Source organism: Marinobacter arenosus (genome assembly GCF_019264345.1).
In the GTDB taxonomy this organism is placed as follows: domain Bacteria; phylum Pseudomonadota; class Gammaproteobacteria; order Pseudomonadales; family Oleiphilaceae; genus Marinobacter; species Marinobacter arenosus.
Genome location: NZ_JAHVAO010000001.1, coordinates 1,700,967 through 1,720,081 on the forward strand (window position 1 = coordinate 1,700,967; position 19,115 = coordinate 1,720,081).

Genomic DNA, 19,115 nt, shown 5'->3' on the forward strand with positions numbered 1-19,115 from the left:
CCATTCGCTCCTCCATAAGCCCCCTCTCATAGAGCGCTTTCTTCAGTGCCGAGTAATTGGTTGGGCTCGGATCCTGGTCGTACCGATCCTGAGCCCGTCTCGCCAAATCGCATTTATCCAGCCACTTCTCAATCGTTTCTGTAGTGCCCATATAAAGCTCCTGAGTATGAAATCACTCAGTCACCATAAGCGATTGATAGAGGACCTATCTCGATTCCTTTCTGCATAAATTGTGGCGAAAGATGGCCACATAATCGGGCTGCCCGCCATCTTTCATGAGCGCGGCAAGGGACTTCCCGGCTCGGTCTGAGGCCTAAATATTACAGCACCGGTACCCCGGGCGGCTGGAGTTCGTCTGGCAGCTCCGCCTCCACGGTGCCCGTTCCATCCACGACCGGCTCAGGCTCAGGCACTGGCTCCGGCTCTGGCTCCGGCTCTGGCTCCGGCTCTGGCTCCGGCTCTGGCTCCGGCTCCGGCTCTGGCTCTGGCTCTGGCTCTGGCTCCGGCTCTGGCTCTGGCTCCGGCTCTGGCTCTGGCTCCGGCTCTGGTTCCGGCTCTGGCTCTGGTTCTGGCTCTGGTTCGGGCTCCTCTACGGGAGGTTCTTCATCATCGCCCCTACCTGGCGGGCCTCCACCGTTGCCTCCACCGTTACCTCCACCATTACCTGGCGGATCGTCATCATCGTCAGGGGGCGGTTCATCAACAACCGGCGGCTCAACGATAGGTTCTTCAGGCTCCGCAGGCGGGTCAGATGGCGGCGGCGAGCTGCCCCCGGTGGAGAGGTTGATCGACGCACCGAGGTCTCTCATCTGGCAAAGCTGGTTTCCCGACCGTGCGAACATGCAGGCTTCGAACATCAACTGGAAGTCATTGGCAGCCAGGGGGGTGACACGCTCCTCTCCGGCTAGCTGGCAGGACACCTGCCTCGCCGTATCCAGCAGACAAATGATCTGGCCCAGGTTGTCACAGGCAAACGTGCCCCGGGTGCCCGGCTCCGCGCAATCCTGAGTGGCAATGTCCCTGCCCTCGGGATCCGCTGAGCTGACCGCTCGGACCCAGACGGTGTAACGTTGTTCGGGTCTGACGGCAGCCACGTTCCAGCTGACAATGAAGGTCTGATTCGGTGCCACCGACGTGAGTTCCGTGCCATCGCTGTCCGTCAGCGCGACCTGGCGAATACTGATGGACTCACCATCATTTGCACCGCTACAGGCCACCAGCGACAATGCCATCAAGCTAGGGCCCAGAGGTCGTCCCCACATCTCAGCGGCCCCTCATTTCTTGACCCAAAACCCGCGACCGGCGGGAATTTTTGAGATGGTCGGGATGCCCTTGGCGTTAAGCACGCTGATCACGTCCGGTTGGGTGGAAAAGGCCTCCCAGGTGCCCCCGTTGTGGAACCAGACCACACGCGCATTGGCAAACACTGTCGCCAGGTCGGTAATATCGCGTCCGGTGCCGTAGAGGTTCCAGTCCCCACGCGTCATGGCGGAGATCGCGCCCGGATCAAAGGAACCGGTTTCAATCTGGCAGGATGAGGGATCGTTCTTACAGGCCGACCTGGCCTCTTCAATGGCCTGAGCCACGAACGCATCCACGTCGATTCCGCAGTCAGCCAGGTCCTCCGCGCAGGCAGCCCGTATCTGATCTTCAATCCTGAGGACCACAGTCTCCGTACCCAGGCTGTTCAAAGTGAACGAATAACCGGCCTCGGAACGCTCGCCCTGCGAATCGGTAACGCGGACCCGGATCTGGTGCGCCCCGCCGTTCATAAACACCACGCCGCCAATGCTGCCCCCCTGGGGCGATACCAAAGCGTAGTCGGGCTCTTCATCCGTCCAGAGCTCCGTGCTTACCAGCGAGCGGCCTTCCGCCAGCTCCACGTTGAACGAGAAGCTCAGGCTGTCCAGATTACTGGCGTCAAGGGTCTCCAGAGCGAGACCGGAAACGACCGGTGCCGTGGGACTGGAACCGTACTCGACCCACCCGATGTCCACCTCAGCGCCGGCAATTCGGGGGTTCCCGAGGACGTCGGTCTCAGCCAGCACCACCAGTTGAGCCCGGGAAGTACCCGCGTCGATCAAGGCCGATCCCTCAAGGGGATGATAGTCCGGGTCCAGCGCGGGGTAGGACTGATCCAGAATGTTGCCTTGCTGGTCAATCTGGGCTTCCGGAAGCGGCTGCAAAGCGGGCGAAATGAAATTGTTCAGGATCGTTGCCCGAACGGCAGTGTCACCAAATGCAAACGAAGACGCGTTGCCTGCCAGGAAAAGCGAATTGGCGATGACCTGATTGTCTCCGTTTCCCGACAGCATCTTGATGGACGGCGCGCCCGTGTTGCGCTCAAAGACACTGTTCACCACCCGGCAAGCCTGTTCACAGCGAACCGTGCCGCTTTCCGTCGCGTCAGCCACCTGGTTGAGCTCAAACAGGCTGTTTTCGGCATGGAGACTCCGGGCTGCGGATACGATGGAGAGTCTGGACGCGGTATTGCCCAGGACGACTGAACGCCTGATTTCAACCGCCGCACCCATCAGCGCACCCGCGCTATCGGCCCGGTTGTTCGCGACGGTGGAATGCTCAAGCAGGATGCGGCCATCAAGCCCCAATATGGCGCCCGCTTCCCCGCTCGCCTCGTTATTCCGGAACTCGGATCCGGAAATACTCAGGAGCCCGCTGCTACTGCAAATAGCGCCACCCCGCGCCGCGCGGTTGGTATGGAAGTCCGAGCCGGTGATCGAGCTGTCCTGACTGCTGTCGGTGTAGATGACACCGCAGGCATCACTGCGGTTGCCGCTAAATTCACTGTCGATGATGGCAAAAGAGCCGCCTTGCAGAAAAATAGCCGCGCCCACTGAGCTGATCGATCCGGTATTGACGACGTTGTCCACGAACTGGCTGTTGATGATTCGCAGCTCTCCCTGTCCATCGCCGGCGTTGAGGAGAACGGCGGAACCGGAATCCGGCCTGTCGGAAGCGTTACCGGCGAACACCGTCCCGTCCAACAACAAATCGGCATTGAGTACGGTGACCGCGCCACCGCGCCCGACCGCGTTCACTTTGCCGTTCTCAAACCGGATGCCCTTGATCGAAAAGTCTGGGCTGTCGCCGGTCGAATCGTAAGTCAGGTAAAGAATCTCAGCCTGTGACAGCCCGTCCAGCAGCACCTGCCCCGGAGTACCGGCTTCTATCTGTAGGTCATTACCCTGGTTGCTGCGGTAGGCAAATGGCTGGCCGGGCGTGGCCGGGGTGTATCGGCCGGCCGCAAGTACAATGGTGTCGTTCTGGTCATTGGAGGCGGCGGCCGAGAGCGCGCTTTGAAACTCGCTGCTGGTGGAAACCTCAAAGAGTTGGGCGCTCACAGGCAGCGACACGGGGCCCGCAATCATTGCAGCCAGAAGGGCGTGTTTGGTTTTCACGGTATGTCGTCCCTGAACGTGTTGGTATTAAACCAGGACTCCAAACTCCCTCTGGCAGTCTAGAAAAACGCCATGTCGCCGCTTTGTACAAATTTTAGACAACCTGATCGCACTTTGCATACTTTCGGCCACCAGAAAACGCCGTCCACTACGAGTGATTTCCCGATCAACCGAATAGAAACCGGCATTTTCCCTGTGGATTCAAGCAGTCAGTTCCACTGACTCAAATAGTCGGGCGTCGGCTTTTTTCAGGGAAGGTCAGAGAGGCAGTCAGAATAGGAAATCGTGGCCGTGGTATCTTCACTGTAGGTGGCTGACCACCCCGTGGAAAAGAATCGGACCACGTCGGTGTCATAGCAGAGCTGCCCCTGCGGGGTAATGTCGTAGGGCGTCAGGGACTTCCTTTCCAGGCCGTTGGATGCGCCATTCTCCGACAGCTCGAACTGGATCCGTCCGTCCACGTTGGCCTCATCCTCGCCGACGACACGCGGGAAAAGTTGGAAGGTAATGCCCGAAAACAGCTGCTCCGTCCGAATAGCAGGCTCGATACAGTTGGCGTTATCAAACCGCTGGAGGTAGTGACGAACCTCGCCGGTGGCCGCGAACGAGACGGTAGAGCGAAAGTACAGGTTTCGGAACTCATTGCGGGCTGGATCGCAAGACGTAACCCAGCAGCCGGGGAGTTCCGCTGACGTACCGGAACAGACCGGACCATCGACAATTTTTGACGTTCCGTCAGCTTCAATGGCCTCGATACCGTCCGCGTCCTGAACCACATCTCCGCCGCCCGAACCGCCACACCCGGCCACGGCGAGCGCCGCAACCAGGGACATCCTTTTCAGTTTCACGAGAACCGCCTTCCTTTGGGGAACAACACCAATGCTCAGTGTACTACTCTTCGCCCGTTGCGCCACAGACCCGAACCGAAATCCGGGCCCGGGTATCGCTCTGTGAAGCGGCTTTCAAGAGTTTCGCCCTGCGCGGGCGGGGAGCGAGAAACGCGCGTGATTCACGCAAATCAGAGACTGGGGCGCGTCCGGGACCAGGCGGTTTTTGGCAAGTCGGAGGGGTGAGCTCTCGAGAACACCTTCCAGTCCAGAACATTGCCGTCGACATCGAAGTGGACAAAACCGGCAAAGTCGTCCCCTTCATGCCAGGTTTTCACATAGCCTACCAGCTCGCCCTCTTCGGAGAGCAGCTCAAACGATGACTGGGAGGCGTCCGACTCCGATTCGGAATCTTCCTGGAAGTTTGACTGAAGGGTGTAGTTTGGGTCGTTGAGCAGTGCAAGAGCGAGAAGATTTGCATTCATGTGAGCGTGCTCCGATGGTGACATACGGTTACAGCTTTCAGCCCAACCAATATAGTTGCCCACGGAGAAATGAACACCCCTTCAGATCAATTTTTGAGCGTTTTATTGATCATTTTTTGATCACCCTTCTGCCCGAGGCAGACGTGCCCTGCCCTCTCACATTGTGATTTATTTTCGCCCCATCTGGTCAATCATCCGATTCACGGCCTCAAGGTGCTCAGGCTCGTTATGGCACATCCCCTGAAAGCAGGCGCACAGATCAAGGAAATCCTTGAGCTCCATACGCTGGGCCATCTTCATCAGGCGTTTGGTCAGTCGCGTGGCCTTGGGCGGCTGGCCGGCCATTCGACCCGCCAGCTTGAGCGCCTCCGGCATCAGCGCTTCGGCCGGCACCACATCCATCACGATTCCCAACTCCCTGGCTTCGGCCGCCTCGACAATGCGACCGGTCATCGTCAGCTCAAACGCCCGCTGATAGCCGATGAGCCGCTGCATCAGCCAGGCACCACCGTCACCGGGGATGATGCCGAGGTTGAGGAAGGTCTCGCCAAACTTGGCCTTGTCGGAGGCAATGCGGATATCGGCCATGTTGGCCAGATCAAAGCCCGCGCCAATGGCAGGGCCGTTCACCGCCGCGATGATCGGCACCTCGACGGCCTGTAGCGCCAGCGGAATCCGCTGGATTCCCCGACGGTACCGCTCGGCACACTCGGCCACATCGCCAGCAAAATCGCCACCCCGCTCGGCCATGTCACGAATGTTTCCACCAGCACTGAACGAGGATCCGGCACCGGTGATCACCAGCACCGAGGCGTCTTCACACTGGTTGATCCACTCGGCCGTCGTAACGATGTCATCGATGAGGTTCGAGCCGGTCAGAGCATTGCGTAGGTCATGCCGATTCAGGGTCAGCACGGCCACACGCTCATCGAGGGTGAGCAGAGCATCCGTCAGTTGCGGCAGCTTGGTCATTTCGTGACTCCCGAGCAGGTAATGGTGCGGTTAACCGCTAGCGCAGAATACATTCCCGGCTGTGTTGCTGGCTGATCTCGCGCCGCTGGCGACGCAGGGTATTGCCCTTGTCGTTGCCATAGCCGGTCCGGAGCTTGGACTGGATCCGCTCCAGTTTCCGGCGATAATTGTCACAGATCTTCTGTTGCTTGGCACGGTTTTCCGCGACTGCCCCGCTGTTCCGGACCGGTCGGTCTGACGTCGACAGCAATCCCCGGACATCGTCACGGATGCCGGAAACACGCTCTCCCTGCCGGAGATTCTCGGACATCGGCATCGTCGACGTCGGCTGGATATCGACTGCCTGATGGGGGATCTTGCCAGGCGGGTAATCCGAGAAATGGGCAATGCCCTGGCTGTCGATCCAGGTGTAAACCTCGGCGTGCGCCGATGCATTGAAGATGGCCGAAAAAACGAAGGCTGCCAGAATCCATGGCATAAAAATCCACTCCCTGTGGGTACGTTATGTGCCGCGGCAGTATAACGAACCCGACCGGGAATGCATTGAAACCGGTCCGGTTTTACCGATCAGGCAATTCGATCCAGTGCCGGACCGGCAGTTCGGCGTTGTTCTCAACCGATAGAATTTTGAGCTATTGATCATTCGGGACTACTTTATAGATTGGTGACTGCAACAACGGGAATCAAAGAAGCACGATCTGTTTAGCGGGACATGGAACGCCCATCAGGACGTTCTCGTCTGAAGTGTGTATTTAAGTAAAAGATAGGGAACGTCTATGAACAGCAGAATTTGGACCTTGATGGGTGCACTCATGGTGACCTTTGCTTTGTCAGCCTGCGGAGGTGGGGGCGGCAGTGGCAGTGGCACCACAAACACGAACGATTCTGGCAGTGGTGAAGATGAGGCCGGTGAACTGGATCCGGTCGATGGAGATTTCTATTTCAGCACTGATACCAATAAACGGTATCAGAATCCGGATGCCGATATTTTCCAGGAGAAATGCTCAACAAGCGATTATTACTTTGAGTCCGAAAACTTCATCGTATTTTCAAACCTGACGACCCACTCCAACGACGATCTGAGAACCGCGGCGACCAAGGCCCAGAGTGCCATGGATTTCATCTTGCCGCAGTTCGGCTTGAACTGGGACACCTTTTACGCAATGAAGCGAGTGGTAAGTTTCAAGGATCTCAACCAGTTTGCTTCGGAGGTAAGCCAGCTGACCTATCTGGATGGGGGAACTGAAAAACGGGTAACGATCGATCAAATTTCCGACTACTTTGCGACGGAAATAGCAGAAAAAATGCCAGATGGATATGCAGACTGGCAGAATATTAGTTCCAACCCTGACCTCCAGTATGCCTTCGTTTACAACACCCTGGTCAACGAGAGAGATCCCAAAATAGTGCGGGACGTCATGGTGGACGCTCACGAAGGGTACGACCAATTTTTTGCAGACAACCCCACCTTTGACCCCGGACAGGAAGATTGGAACGACCAATGGGCCCCCTTCTTCAAAAAGATTCAGATTTGCGCAACCAGCAACGATCGCATTGGAAGATCATCGACCAGCGGAATCAAGATTTCGCCGGACTTTTCTGAAGACGAGTACCGACATGAATTAACGCATCTCGTTATTAACCAGGTATCTAAAGTGACTGCGTTCTGGGCGAAAGAGGGCCAAACCCATCTGTTCCTGGGTGAAGACGTCCCCGCGTCCCTGACGGATGTCGCAGTTGTTCGTGACCATATCATTGGCACTGACGAAACCGATCCGGGCCTCGAAAATATCGACAAGTTCAAGAAGGCTTATCTGGAGCTTGTGGCACTCGAAGGCGTAAATGCCCAAAAAGTGCTGGATTGGCATCGACTCTCGATGAACATCAAGGCGGAGTGGTTCGATCCAGATGGAACCGGGGGAACCATCACTGACGACGAAAGAGAAGCATGGATAATAGAAGCATTCGGCGAAGTTATGCCGAAGAGCTACCTCGCATTTTTCAACGACCTCTAATCTACAGAAACAGAAAAGGCCGGCGGGAAACCACCGGCCTTTAAAACGCCACCTGCTGGTGGCTCAACCCCGCCTTACTGATCCAGCAATTCAACCCAGTGCTGAACCGGCACTTGGGCCTTGGTCTCCAGGTGCATCTGGCAACCGATGTTGGCGGTCACGATGCGATCCGGATTGTCGACGGTCAGCGCCTTGAGCTTATTGCCCAGCAACTGCTGGCTCAGCTCCGGCTGCAGCACGGAGTAGGTTCCGGCAGAACCACAGCACAGGTGCTTGTCTTTGGTTTCCGCCAGGTTTACCCCGGCCTTGGCGAGTACCTGTTCGACAACACCGTTCTGCTTCATGGCGTGCTGCAACGTGCAGGGACAATGGAAGGCAACCTTGCCGGGACTCTGGTCAAGCTTGAGCTTCTCCAGATCCTGTTTCAGCAGGAAGGCCCCCAGGTCCGTGCACAGTTCGCTGACTTTCTGGGCCTTGGCCGCATAGACCGGGTCATCTTTCAGCAGGTGGCCGTAGTCCTGAACCATGGCTCCGCAGCCAGACGCCGTCATGACGATGGCTTCGGCACCGGCCTCGATGGCCGGCCACCAGGCATCGATGTTCTGGCGCATCCGTTCCAGGCCTTTTTCATGCTCGGAGAGGTGGTAGTTCACTGCGCCACAGCAGCCGGCCTCGGGCGCCTCCACCATGGTGATGCCCAGTTTATCGAGCACCCGGGCAGCCGCCGCGTTGGTATTGGGGGTCGCGGATGGCTGTACGCAACCGGCGAGCGCCAGCACAATCCGGTTGTGGCTGGCGGTAGGCCAGGGGCTCGCCTGTTTTCTCGGGGGCACCTTGGTGCGGAGCTTTTCCGGGAGAACGGGCCTGAACACCTGTCCGAGCCGTAGCAGCAGACCAAACAACTGGCGATTGGGGATCACCCGTGCCAGGCCCCAGCGCAGCCACTTATCCTTGGGATCGCGCGGCAGCTCTTTTTCCATCAGGCCACGGCTGATGTCGACCAGCCGGCCGTATTTCACGCCGGACGGACACGTGGTTTCGCAGCTCCGGCAGGTCAGGCACCGGTCCAGGTGTTCGCGGGTTTTCTCGGTGGCTTCCTGGCCCTCGAGAAACATCTTCATCAGGTAGATACGACCCCGAGGGCCGTCACGCTCGTCATTCAGTTCCTGATAAGTGGGGCAGGTCGCGGTGCAGAATCCGCAGTGGACACAGGCCCTCAGAATGGATTCGGCCTCCTGCCCTTCCGCCGTGTTGGCAAATTGTTGAACGAGATTAGTTTGCATCGTATTCCTGCTCTTACAACCAGCTGTATAAGCGTCCGGGATTGAAAATGTTGTCCGGATCGAAGGCGTTCTTGAGACGGCGCTGAATGCCCTTGAGGGCTTCCGGCTGATGGTGCATGACCTCGCCGGAGCGGTCGCCACCACGGAACAGACTCACCTGTCCTCCGGCAGCCTTGGCCAGGGGTTCCAGGTCTTTCAGCTCCCCAGGACCACGGTACCAGCGCTGGGCACCGGACCAGTCGATAAACCAGTCACCCTCCAGCTTCGGATTGGCGGCGGTGGAACCGACCGAGAAGCGCCAGAGCGGGACGTCGTTACCGGCAAAGAACTCGTGCTGCATGTCCTGGACGGACTGCCAGAACGGATCCCCCTGTTCCATCACTTCACCCGACCACTTCTCGGCCGTGGCTTCAACCGCCGACCGGGCACCTGAGAGTCTCAGATAGACCTTGCCATCGACCCAGCAGGCTCCGGTGATCGGTTTCGGCTCGGCGGACCGGCTGTTCATGTAATGGATGACCTCGTCCATCGCCATGTCCTGAACCAGGGTCATGGAGGCGGCCGGTCTGGGCATCACTTTGAGACTGATCTCGGTAATCAGGCCAAGGCTGCCCAGGGCGCCGGCCTGAAGCCGGGAGACGTCGTAGCCCGCCACATTCTTCATTACCTGCCCGCCGAAGCGCAGGTGCTCACCCTTGCCGTTCAGCAGGCGGATACCCAACACCTGGTCCCGTACTGAGCCGGTCCAGGGCCGGGCAGGGCCAGACAGGTTCGCCGCCAGGGTGCCGCCGATGGTGGAACCCGCACCCAGTCGGGGCGGCTCGAAATGCAGGGCCTGGCCCTGCTCGGCCAGGGTGGCCTCAATATCGCTCAGCGGGGTGCCGGCGCGTACCGTCAACACCAGCTCGACCGGGTGGTACTCAACAATACCGGTATGCTCGCCCACGTTGAGGGTTCCGGCATCGGGATCGGCTTTCCGGCCCATAAAGGCCTTGGTTCCGCCGCCGACGATGTTGAGTTTGTGCCCACTGTCGCGGGCGTGGAGCACCTGCTCCTGCATATGTTGGAAAATATCAGCCATGGGCGGCTTCCGTTTGTTCGTGCTTGTGTTGTTTGTGTTCCAGGGAACGGTATTCCTGGCAGAACTTGAGGGCCGGAACCCCCTTACCGGGATTGAGAATGCCGGCGGGATCGAAGGCGGCCTTCACGTCATGGAACTGCTGGAGTTCGTCATCGTTGAACTGAACCGCCATCTGGCGGATCTTCTCGACACCGACACCGTGTTCGCCGGTGATACACCCGCCCACCTCAACGCACAGGTTCAGGATGCTGCTGCCGAACGCTTCGGTCCGCTCGAACTCACCGGGCACGTTGGCATCGAACAGGATCAGAGGGTGCAGGTTGCCGTCTCCGGCGTGGAAAACGTTGGCGACACGCAGACCGAACTCCTCAGACATCTCCTCCATCCGGAGCAGCACATTGGCCAATTCCCGGCGTGGAATGGTGCCGTCCATGCAGTAGTAATCGGGCGAGATCCGGCCAACCGCCGGAAACGCGGACTTCCGGCCTTTCCACAGCAGTGCCCGTTCCTCTTCGCTCCGGGAGGTGCGCACGGAGGTCGCGCCGAACTTGCGGAACACCTCTTCGGCCTGGGCAATGTGCTCGTCCACTTCCTCTTCCGTGCCATCGACTTCACACAACAACAGGGCCTTCGCCTCGCGCGGATAGCCGGCCTGGGCAAAATCGTCCGCGGCGACAATCGCGTGACCGTCCATCATCTCCAGGCCACCGGGGATGATGCCGTGGGAGATCACGCCACCAACGGCATCGCCACCATTCTGAACACTGTCGAAACCGGCCATGACCACGCGGGCCACCTCGGGTTTCGGCAGCAATTTGACCTTCACTTCGGTGACCACACCCAACAGCCCTTCCGACCCGGTCATCAACGCCAGCAGATCCATACCGCAGGTGTCCAGGCCATCGCCGCCAACCGTCACGACATCGCCCTCGGCGGTGACCATTTCGACGCTGTGCAGGTTGTGCACCGTGAGACCGTATTTCAGGCAGTGCACGCCGCCGGAGTTCTCCGCCACGTTGCCGCCAATGGTGCAGGCAATCTGGGAGGACGGATCCGGGCCGTAATACAACCCGTACTGGGCGGCCTCCTCGCTGATCGCGAGATTGCGAACCCCGGGCTGCAACCGAGCCGTTCGTGCCAGCGGGTCAATTTCCAGAATGCGATTGAACTTGGCCAGCGAGAGCACCACGCCCTCCTTGTTGGGCATGGCGCCGGCACTGAGACCGGTCCCCGCGCCCCGGGCGACGACCGGCACCTGGTTTTCGTTGCAGATGCGCATGACCCGCTGAACCTGCTCAACCGTCTCCGGCAGGACCACCAGCAAGGGCATCTCGCAGTACATCGACATGCCGTCGCATTCGTAGGGTTTCATGGTTTCGTCATCGGTGATAACGAAGTTCGGGTCGATGAAGGCCCGGAACTGCTCGGCCAGCTCGGCTTTGCTGACTTTCGGCTTGGTAGTCATAACGTTCTCTGGATTCGTATCACGTCATTTTCCGCTCTGTTGCGGAGTGAGCCGGCGAGCCCGAAAGCCCGCCCGTTCTCATCTGACAGCAATCAGCTGCGTTTGGTTTCAAAGTGGTCAATGCCCGCCTGGGCGCAGTCCATGTCCTGCTGGGGCGTCCCGGAGCTCAGCCCGATGCCTCCGACCACTTCGCCGTCCACAATCACCGGCAGGCCACCACCCACGGAACTCAAACGACCGCCAACCTCGGTGTGGATACCGAAGGCAAGGCTGCCCGGCACGTTGGCCTTGTTGTAGTCGTGGGTGGCTTTCTTGGCGGCCGCCGCCGTGAACGCCTTGTCCTGGGCAATGGTCACACTGGTGATCTTGCCGCCGTCCATGCGCTCAAAAGCGATCAGATTGCCGGATTCGTCAACGATCGCAATGCACATGGGCACTCCGATCTCTCGGGCCTTTTCCGCCGCGCCCTCAATCAGAATGCGGGCATCGGCCAGATCCAGCCTGTTAATAGTCAACATAGTGCGTTACTCCTTGAGTGTATTAGCCGTAAACCAGCCCCGGCAGCCAGGTTACGATGCCGGGAATCAGGATACACATGAACAGTCCGAGCGCCTGAATCGCCAGGAACACCAGGGACGACTTGAAAATCGTGGCCATGGATATTTCCGGCGGGCAAACGCCGCGGAGGTAGAACAATGCGTAACCGAAGGGCGGACTGAGGAACGACATCTGCATATTGACCAGGTAGAGCACACCAAACCAGAGCACAACATCATCCCCTGCCACAGGCGGGAAGCCCAACAGCCCCGGGAACTCCAGCGCCTTGACGATAGGAATGAAAATGGGAACTGCCAGCAGCAGAATACCCACCCAGTCCAGGAACATACCGAGAACCACCAGCAGGAACATCAGCAGGAACAGAATGCCGTAAGGCGACATGCCGGTGCCCAGAATGGCATCCGTGACAAACTGTTGGCCACCCTGAAGGATGTAGAAGCCAACAAAGACCGAAGCACCGAACATGATCCACAGCACCATGGCGGATGCCTTGGTCGTGGTGACGGATGCTTCCCGCAGTCCCGCAATGGAGAACCTGCCGTGCATCATGGCCACCACGATGGCGCCAAAGGAGCCAATACCGGCCGCTTCCACGGGCGTTGCAATGCCACCGAACAGCAGACCCAACACCAGAAACACCAGGATCAGTGGGGCAATCAGGTTTTTGGTTAGCAGGAGCTTTTCCTTCAGGGAAATCCGCTCTTCCACCGGTACGGGTGGCCCCAGCTTCGGATTAATCCAGCTGCGGATCAGCACATAGGCAATGTACATGGAAGACAGCATCAGGCCCGGGACCACGGAACCGAGATACAATTCACCGACCGATTGCTGGGCAACAACCGCATAGAGGATGGCCAGGATGGAGGGAGGAATCAGTATGCCCAGAGTACCACCCGCCATGATCGAGCCCAGCGCGATCTTCTGATCGTAACCGCGCTTGAGCATCGCCGGCAGAGCGATGATGCCCATGGTGACAACAGCGGCACCAATAACCCCCACCATGGCGGCCAGCAGGGTCGAGGCGAGAATGGTTGCGGTCGCCAGACCGCCACTCAGGCCACCCATCCACTTGTAGACCACACTGAACATTTCCTCAATCAGGCCGGCACGCTCAAGCATCGAGGCCATGAAGATAAACAGCGGTATTGCCGCCAGATCGGAGTTGGTCATCATCGGGAAGATGCGTCCCGGCACCAGGTTGAGCATCATTGCGTCGCCCACCAGGTAGATGAACATCACCCCCAGACCACCGGTCACGAAAGCCAGTGGCAACCCCATCATCAGGGCCACGGCGAGGGAACCGAACATCAGGTAGGTCAAAGGCCCGACCTTGACGTCAGAAAGGCTGCCCGAGAGTTTGAACAGGAATTTCTCGTCGCTCCACGGGTCGTAGAAAAGAATGTTGATCATTTCGACACAGATGACAAACGCCAGTGCCACTGTGGCGATAATCATCAGCCAGGTACTCAGTTTCCCGACAAGGTTACTGCCCGGCGCAGTTGTTGTATTTGTAGTCATGCGGTGCGCTCCCGGCCAAGGCGGACAAACAGGACAATATCCTTGATCAGCTTGGAGATGCCTGCGAGTAAAAGAAGTAATGAACCCAGCACCATCATGCCTTTGGCCGGCCAGTGCTGAATGCCCCAGGTCTCAACCGTGGTTTCGTTCATGGCGTAGGAATCCAGGAAGAAGGTCCAGGAGGTAACCAGCAGAATCAGGGCAAAAATGAAGAAGAACATCGACGTGAAGATGTCCAGGCCAACTCTTCCCCGCGCCGGCAGCATGTTGTACATCACATCCACCCGCACGTGGGCACCATGAAGCATGGCAAAGGCCCCGGCCAGCATATACTGCATACCCAGCAGCAGGAAGCTGGCCTCATGGACCCAGATGGAGGGCATGTTAAAGATGTAGCGCATGACCACGCCAAAGAAATAGAACACAACGGCATTGATCGTCCAGAACGCAACGAACAAACCGGATTTGTCGCAGATCCAATCCACTATCTTGGTAAACCAGTTGCCTTCGAACTGGAGGTAATAGAGGGGATCATCCTCTTGCGCTTGTAATTCCGCCGGTGTCATTTCCGGCTCAGCAGTCTCGCCTCCATGACCGCTACTCCATTTGTCCCAGGCCATCATGATCAGCGGCATGACCGCAAGCCAGCCCCAGTAGAACCAGTGCGGCATTACGAATCCGAAACCTTCAAGATCAGACATGTTGTTACTTCCTCAGCCACAAAACGGGGAAGGCGGAACGCCTCGGTCGGAGTCGTCCCTGACCTTCCCCTTGTTTCTTATTTGTTAGTCCAGGAAGGTGTTACCGGCCCGGTACGCCTTCAAGATCAGATTCATCGATATAGCCGACGGTATCGTTCATCATATACTGGACCTGCATGTCGAAGATCTCACGGGCACTCTCGTCCTTGTTCGCCCACTTGTACCAGATCGGGATGGCTTTACGACGCCACTCATCCACATCTTCCTGGCTCAGACGGCTCACGGTGTCACCCGCATCCTTGAACTTCTTCATGGCCTCGACGTTGCGCTTCTGAATGGTCAGGTAGTGCTTCTGGGAATAGATGCGCACTTCGTCCTCAACCAGTTTCTGCAGTTTTGGATCCAGGGCTTTCCAGGCGCGCAGGTTGACGGTCAGGTCCATCAGGTCCACCGGCTGGTAGATCGACATCACGCCAGGAGGTCCGAACAGGATGTAATCCGTCACCTGGGAAAAGCCCAGTTCCCAGTTTACCGCCGGCCCTACGTAATCGGCTGCGTCGATGGTGCCCTTCTCCAGGGCCGGGAAAATGTCAGAGCCCGGCAGGCTCACGGTAGAAGCCCCGAACGCCTGAAACACCTCAGCGACCATACCGCCAGGGACCCGGAGCTTCATGCCTTTAAAGTCTTCGAGGCTGTTTACCGGACTCTTGGAGTGAATGATGTTTGCGTCGTGCTGGATCGGGCCCACGTAGAACAGCCCGAACTTCTCGTAGATTTCCCGGGTCTTCTCCAGCATGCCCAGTGAGTAGAACATGGTGTCCCACTGATGAGGCTGATCGGGGCCGCCTGGATAGGATGACAGGAAAACCGAAGCGGGAATCTTGCCGGACCAGTACAGAGTGAACGGGTTCATGCCCTGAAGAACACCACTGCGAACCGAATCGAACAGTGAGTTGTTATCGGCGGCGACGGCCTTGGCAGGGAAACACTTGAAGATCAGTTCACCGCCGGACTTCTCTTCCATGCCATTACACCAGTCTTCGAACAGGTCATAGCCGACCGTGCCGGCGTCCCAAACTGACTGGATTTTCCAGGTCGTTGCGGCCTGGGCCTGGCCGGCGCCCATCAGCATCGCGCCTGCGAAGGCCGCGCCCACCGCGGCCGTTTTCAGAAAACTTCTCCGAGGTGGAGCCTCGGCCGTGTCACCGTGAATACGGATGTTCTTATTCGAGTTCATCGACACATCTCCGTTAGCGTTGTTTTTCTCAGCGTCAGATCAACGCCGGTCCGATGCAGCACATCGACCGACATTAGAAAGATATTCGTAGCCATTCCGTGTTTAGTCCAGCTATCCGGGCACTGGTCAGACCAGTTTTTCCTGCATTACAAATGGACGAATTGGTGGGAATCGGCCATATTTACAGGGCTTGAGACCGTACCGGTCAATGGACGAATCACTTACAATCACAAACGTCACTGGTCAGACCAGCAAGCACAAATAGGCATTTCAATGGCGATATCCCAGGAAATTTCATACCGACTTGAGCGGCTGATCCTCGATGGCGGGCTGGCGCCGGAACAGAAAATTCCGTCCGAACGCCAATTGGCTGCCCGCCTCGGTGTGTCTCGTGCGATCATTCGCGAGGCGCTGCACGAGCTCCAGGGCCGTGGCGTCATTGAGACCCGGCACGGCAAAGGCTCGTTTGTTGCCAGCATGGTCTCCGGCTCCAACAGAATTGATGACCAGAGCCCGCTCATGCATCTGTTCGAGGGCCACCCGCGCACCCTTTACGATCTGCTGGAAGTGCGGGAACAGCTGGAAGGACAGGCGGCATTCCTGGCGGCCCAGCGTGCGACCAGCCTGGACCGGCATCGAATCACCAAGGCGTTCCGGGCCCTGGAAGAAACCGATCCGCTGAGCAACGCCCGTTCAGACCACAGTTTTCACCTCGCCATCGTGGAGGCCTCGCACAATCCGGTATTGGTCCATGTTCTAAACAGCTTGAAGAACATGATGCTGATGACGGTTCAGGCGTCGGTGGCCAACCTGAACCCACGCCAGGAAATGCGCAAGAAGATCGTCCGCCAGCACCGTCAACTCTACGATGCCGTGATTTCGGGCAAACCCGGTGCGGCACAAAAAGCGGCCACGGCTCATGTCCGGTTTGTCAGCGATGCCATGCGAGATATGGAGAAAGACGGCAGCGAGGTGATCCGGATGCCGGTTCCACCGGACGCGTCGGCACGACATTCGCAAACAAACCTGTGATGCCGGTAGACTGCCAGCGCAAATCAGACATTTTGTTACACAACGGCATGCCACGTTCTGTGGGGACACGCGGGAAACCCTCGGCAATGGGTATTGATTTCCGCAGCCACAGTCCGTAAAACATGCGCCTTTGACTGACAGCCTCGGGAGCGACAGATGGCGGACCAAGCGCCTTTGATCTGCAGGGATATTCACAAGACCTTCGACAAGCTGGAAGTGCTCAAGGGCATTTCCCTGGAAACGCGTAAAGGCGATGTTGTGTCCCTGATCGGCAGTTCCGGCTCTGGCAAGAGCACCTTCCTGCGCTGCATCAATCTGCTGGAAACGCCCACATCCGGCGACATTATCGTGCACGGTGATCCAATCCGGTTCACGACCAACCGCAAGGGTGAGCGAATTCCGGCCGATAACAAGCAGGTGGAACTGATCCGCGCCAAACTGTCCATGGTGTTCCAGAGCTTTAATCTCTGGTCCCACATGACCGTGCTGGAAAACATCATCGAAGCGCCAGTGAACGTGCTGAAGGTGCCCAAGAAGGAAGCCATCGAGCGGGCCGAGGCCTACCTCCAGAAAGTCGGTATCTACGAGCGCAAGGATTACTACCCAGCCCAGATGTCCGGCGGCCAGCAGCAGCGCGCGGCGATTGCCCGGGCGCTTGCCATGGAGCCGGAGGTGATGCTGTTTGACGAGCCGACCTCGGCCCTGGATCCGGAGCTGGTCGGTGAGGTTCTGAAGGTCATGCAGAGTTTGGCCGAGGAAGGCCGAACCATGATCGTGGTGACTCACGAGATGGCTTTTGCAAGGGATGTGTCAACTCAGGTCCTGTTTTTGCATCAGGGCGTGATCGAAGAGCAAGGTACCCCCGAAAAAGTGTTTGATAACCCGGACTCGGAACGCATGAAACAGTTCCTGGCTCCCAACTTCTGACACTCGGTGCTATCTTGAATTCGTACTGGATGCAAAGCTTCCATAAAAAATAAGCCGAAAAGGCAAACCACTGGAGAAGTGACACATGAAGAAACTGATTGTTGCAGCGAGTTGCGCCCTGGCCATGGCGGCCGGCACGGTCCAGGCCAAGGACTGGAAAGAAATCCGTATCGCGTTCGACGTGCCTTACGAGCCGTTCGAATACAAGGATGAAAACGGTGAGCTGACCGGCTTTGAAGTCGAGCTGGCTGAAGCCATGTGTGAGGAAATGAAAGCGGACTGCGAATTCGTTATCCAGGCATGGGACGGCATGATTCCGGGACTGCTGGCGCGCAAATTCGACGCCATCATGTCCTCCATGTCCATTACCCCGGAGCGCGCCGAGCGCGTCCTGTTCTCCGAGCCGTACTACAACACACCGGGCGGCTGGTTCGCTCGTGACGGATTCGACACCGACGTCACCGACATGGCCGCGATGGAAGGCAAGGTCGTCGGCGTTCAGCGCGGCACCACCATGGACACCTACGTGACCGAAGAGATGGGCGGCATTGTCACCATCAAGCGCTACACCACCGCTGACGACATGGTTCTGGACCTCGAAGGTCAGCGCCTGGACGTGGTCTTTGTTGACTACCCCGTTGGCGAGCAGACCATCCTCGGCAAAGACGGCTTCAAGGAAGTTGGCGAGCCGGTGAAGCTGGGTGAAGGTGTTGGTGTTGCCATGCGTCAGCGTGACAAAGACCTCGCCGCCAAGGTGAACGCAACCCTGAAGAAACTGAAGAATGATGGCACCTACGACACCATCATGCAGAAGTACTTCAACTACGACATCAAGATGTAAAACCGCAGGGGTGGCCGCACTGGCCACCCCTGATCACCGGACTTTTCCATGCTCGATCTGAAAGGCTATGGCCCGGCACTACTCGACGGGGCAGTCATAACCATTGAACTGGCCTTCCTCTCTCTGGCCGTGTCCGTCACTCTCGGACTGATTGGCGCCTCCTCCAAACTATCCAGCAACCGTCTGGCCAAAGGTGTCGCGACAGCCTATACCACGCTGATTCGCGGGGTTCCGGACCTGGTCATGATGCTGCTGTTCTACTACGGTGGCCAGGTGGCCGTGAATAACCTCTCCGATCTGCTGTGGGAGGCGTACGAAATCGACTTTTTCTTCCAGTTCGACCCGTTCATTTCAGGTGTCGTCACCATCGGACTGATTTTTGGCGCCTACATGACCGAAACCTTTCGCGGCGCCTTCCTGGCGGTCGAAACCGGGCAGATTGAAGCGGCCCGGGCCTACGGCTTTACCCGCTGGCACACGTTCCGCCGGATTATTTTCCCGCAAATGCTCCGCCACGCCCTTCCAGGCATCGGCAACAACTGGCAGGTTCTGCTCAAAACCACGGCGCTGGTTTCCATCATCGGCCTGACCGACATGGTCCGGGTTGCCGAGGAGGCCGCCAAGGCCGAGCGGATGCCATTCCACTTCTTTATACCGGTAGCGTTCGTGTATCTGGCACTGACCGCCGGCTCCGAGCTGTTCATCAAGTGGCTCAACAAACGCGCCAACGTTGGCGTGGTTCAGGGGGGATAAG

At 58.1% G+C, this 19,115-nt stretch carries 18 protein-coding genes; 5 read left to right on the forward strand and 13 right to left on the reverse strand.

Translation table 11 applies throughout. The annotated features are described in order from the left end of the window. Nucleotides 1-320 precede the first annotated feature (320 nt). From KXD86_RS07925 to KXD86_RS07950, 6 genes are all read right to left on the reverse strand, one after another. The gene (locus tag KXD86_RS07925) at nt 321-1,232 is read right to left on the reverse strand and encodes a hypothetical protein (RefSeq protein WP_218635495.1); all 912 of its coding nucleotides are present in this window, start codon (nt 1,230-1,232) and stop codon (nt 321-323) included. 42 nt (nt 1,233-1,274) lie between these two features. Next, complete coding sequence (locus KXD86_RS07930; protein WP_218635496.1) at nt 1,275-3,419, reverse strand: choice-of-anchor Q domain-containing protein; 2,145 nt, start codon at nt 3,417-3,419, stop codon at nt 1,275-1,277. Between the two features lie 248 nt (nt 3,420-3,667). Next, nucleotides 3,668-4,267: a hypothetical protein gene (locus KXD86_RS07935; RefSeq protein ID WP_218635497.1), complete on the reverse strand. Its 600-nt coding sequence runs from the start codon at nt 4,265-4,267 to the stop codon at nt 3,668-3,670. 170 nt (nt 4,268-4,437) lie between these two features. Next, complete coding sequence (locus KXD86_RS07940; RefSeq protein ID WP_218635498.1) at nt 4,438-4,731, reverse strand: hypothetical protein; 294 nt, start codon at nt 4,729-4,731, stop codon at nt 4,438-4,440. Nucleotides 4,732-4,899: 168 nt separating this feature from the next. Beyond that, nucleotides 4,900-5,703 (reverse strand): enoyl-CoA hydratase-related protein, encoded by an 804-nt coding sequence (locus KXD86_RS07945; protein ID WP_218635499.1) that lies wholly within the window; start codon nt 5,701-5,703, stop codon nt 4,900-4,902. A 37-nt stretch (nt 5,704-5,740) separates the two neighbouring features. Further along, nucleotides 5,741-6,181 carry a DUF4124 domain-containing protein gene (locus tag KXD86_RS07950; RefSeq protein WP_218635500.1) on the reverse strand — a complete coding sequence of 147 codons (441 nt, stop codon included), beginning with the start codon at nt 6,179-6,181 and terminating at the stop codon, nt 5,741-5,743. Between the two features lie 298 nt (nt 6,182-6,479). Here KXD86_RS07950 and KXD86_RS07955 point away from each other — a divergent pair, with 298 nt between their 5' ends. Then, entirely contained in the window at nt 6,480-7,718 is a 1,239-nt protein-coding gene (locus KXD86_RS07955; protein ID WP_218635501.1) for a hypothetical protein, read from the forward strand. A 74-nt stretch (nt 7,719-7,792) separates the two neighbouring features. Here the strand turns inward: KXD86_RS07955 and glcF are convergent, their stop codons facing one another. The 7 genes from glcF to dctP all read right to left on the reverse strand — a co-directional run bounded on the left by glcF (nt 7,793) and on the right by dctP (nt 15,561). Beyond that, complete coding sequence (gene glcF / locus KXD86_RS07960; protein ID WP_218635502.1) at nt 7,793-9,001, reverse strand: glycolate oxidase subunit GlcF; 1,209 nt, start codon at nt 8,999-9,001, stop codon at nt 7,793-7,795. A gap of 13 nt (nt 9,002-9,014) precedes the next feature. Next, nucleotides 9,015-10,082 (reverse strand): glycolate oxidase subunit GlcE, encoded by a 1,068-nt coding sequence (gene glcE / locus KXD86_RS07965; RefSeq protein ID WP_218635503.1) that lies wholly within the window; start codon nt 10,080-10,082, stop codon nt 9,015-9,017. Next, a complete protein-coding gene (locus tag KXD86_RS07970; RefSeq protein WP_218635504.1) occupies nt 10,075-11,547 on the reverse strand; it encodes an FAD-linked oxidase C-terminal domain-containing protein in 1,473 nt (490 codons plus the stop codon). The genes glcE and KXD86_RS07970 overlap by 8 nt, the downstream gene beginning before the upstream one ends. A 92-nt stretch (nt 11,548-11,639) precedes the next feature. After that, entirely contained in the window at nt 11,640-12,065 is a 426-nt protein-coding gene (locus KXD86_RS07975) for a GlcG/HbpS family heme-binding protein (RefSeq protein WP_218635505.1), read from the reverse strand. Nucleotides 12,066-12,087: 22 nt separating this feature from the next. After that, nucleotides 12,088-13,623, reverse strand: a complete 1,536-nt coding sequence (locus KXD86_RS07980; RefSeq protein WP_218635506.1) for a TRAP transporter large permease — start codon at nt 13,621-13,623, stop codon at nt 12,088-12,090. Next, entirely contained in the window at nt 13,620-14,324 is a 705-nt protein-coding gene (locus KXD86_RS07985) for a TRAP transporter small permease subunit (RefSeq protein WP_218635507.1), read from the reverse strand. The genes KXD86_RS07980 and KXD86_RS07985 overlap by 4 nt, the downstream gene beginning before the upstream one ends. Nucleotides 14,325-14,424: 100 nt before the next feature. Continuing rightward, nucleotides 14,425-15,561, reverse strand: coding sequence for a TRAP transporter substrate-binding protein DctP (gene dctP, locus KXD86_RS07990; protein WP_218635508.1), 1,137 nt, complete (start codon nt 15,559-15,561; stop codon nt 14,425-14,427). 273 nt (nt 15,562-15,834) lie between these two features. On the opposite strand from dctP, the gene KXD86_RS07995 reads away from it, so the two are divergent. The 4 genes from KXD86_RS07995 to KXD86_RS08010 all read left to right on the forward strand — a co-directional run bounded on the left by KXD86_RS07995 (nt 15,835) and on the right by KXD86_RS08010 (nt 19,114). Beyond that, the gene (locus KXD86_RS07995) at nt 15,835-16,593 is read left to right on the forward strand and encodes an FCD domain-containing protein (RefSeq protein ID WP_218635509.1); all 759 of its coding nucleotides are present in this window, start codon (nt 15,835-15,837) and stop codon (nt 16,591-16,593) included. 156 nt (nt 16,594-16,749) lie between these two features. After that, nucleotides 16,750-17,520, forward strand: coding sequence for an ABC transporter ATP-binding protein (locus KXD86_RS08000; RefSeq protein ID WP_218635510.1), 771 nt, complete (start codon nt 16,750-16,752; stop codon nt 17,518-17,520). An 85-nt stretch (nt 17,521-17,605) separates the two neighbouring features. Then, nucleotides 17,606-18,361: a transporter substrate-binding domain-containing protein gene (locus KXD86_RS08005; RefSeq protein ID WP_218635511.1), complete on the forward strand. Its 756-nt coding sequence runs from the start codon at nt 17,606-17,608 to the stop codon at nt 18,359-18,361. Between the two features lie 48 nt (nt 18,362-18,409). Continuing rightward, a complete protein-coding gene (locus KXD86_RS08010; RefSeq protein WP_218635512.1) occupies nt 18,410-19,114 on the forward strand; it encodes an ABC transporter permease in 705 nt (234 codons plus the stop codon). The last annotated feature ends 1 nt before the right edge of the window (nt 19,115 follow it).

Bases quoted from the DNA above. Each gene is read 5' to 3' on its own strand.
- glcE (WP_218635503.1), bottom strand. From the start codon at position 10,082: ATGGCTGATATTTTCCAACATATGCAGGAGCAGGTGCTCCACGCCCGC.
- KXD86_RS07955 (WP_218635501.1), top strand. From the start codon at position 6,480: ATGAACAGCAGAATTTGGACCTTGATGGGTGCACTCATGGTGACCTTT.
- KXD86_RS07940 (WP_218635498.1), bottom strand. From the start codon at position 4,731: ATGAATGCAAATCTTCTCGCTCTTGCACTGCTCAACGACCCAAACTAC.
- glcF (WP_218635502.1), bottom strand. From the start codon at position 9,001: ATGCAAACTAATCTCGTTCAACAATTTGCCAACACGGCGGAAGGGCAG.
- KXD86_RS08000 (WP_218635510.1), top strand. From the start codon at position 16,750: ATGGCGGACCAAGCGCCTTTGATCTGCAGGGATATTCACAAGACCTTC.
- KXD86_RS07950 (WP_218635500.1), bottom strand. From the start codon at position 6,181: ATGCCATGGATTCTGGCAGCCTTCGTTTTTTCGGCCATCTTCAATGCA.
- KXD86_RS08005 (WP_218635511.1), top strand. From the start codon at position 17,606: ATGAAGAAACTGATTGTTGCAGCGAGTTGCGCCCTGGCCATGGCGGCC.
- KXD86_RS07925 (WP_218635495.1), bottom strand. From the start codon at position 1,232: ATGGCATTGTCGCTGGTGGCCTGTAGCGGTGCAAATGATGGTGAGTCC.
- KXD86_RS07975 (WP_218635505.1), bottom strand. From the start codon at position 12,065: ATGTTGACTATTAACAGGCTGGATCTGGCCGATGCCCGCATTCTGATT.
- dctP (WP_218635508.1), bottom strand. From the start codon at position 15,561: ATGAACTCGAATAAGAACATCCGTATTCACGGTGACACGGCCGAGGCT.
- KXD86_RS07945 (WP_218635499.1), bottom strand. From the start codon at position 5,703: ATGACCAAGCTGCCGCAACTGACGGATGCTCTGCTCACCCTCGATGAG.
- KXD86_RS08010 (WP_218635512.1), top strand. From the start codon at position 18,410: ATGCTCGATCTGAAAGGCTATGGCCCGGCACTACTCGACGGGGCAGTC.
- KXD86_RS07980 (WP_218635506.1), bottom strand. From the start codon at position 13,623: ATGACTACAAATACAACAACTGCGCCGGGCAGTAACCTTGTCGGGAAA.
- KXD86_RS07970 (WP_218635504.1), bottom strand. From the start codon at position 11,547: ATGACTACCAAGCCGAAAGTCAGCAAAGCCGAGCTGGCCGAGCAGTTC.
- KXD86_RS07995 (WP_218635509.1), top strand. From the start codon at position 15,835: ATGGCGATATCCCAGGAAATTTCATACCGACTTGAGCGGCTGATCCTC.
- KXD86_RS07985 (WP_218635507.1), bottom strand. From the start codon at position 14,324: ATGTCTGATCTTGAAGGTTTCGGATTCGTAATGCCGCACTGGTTCTAC.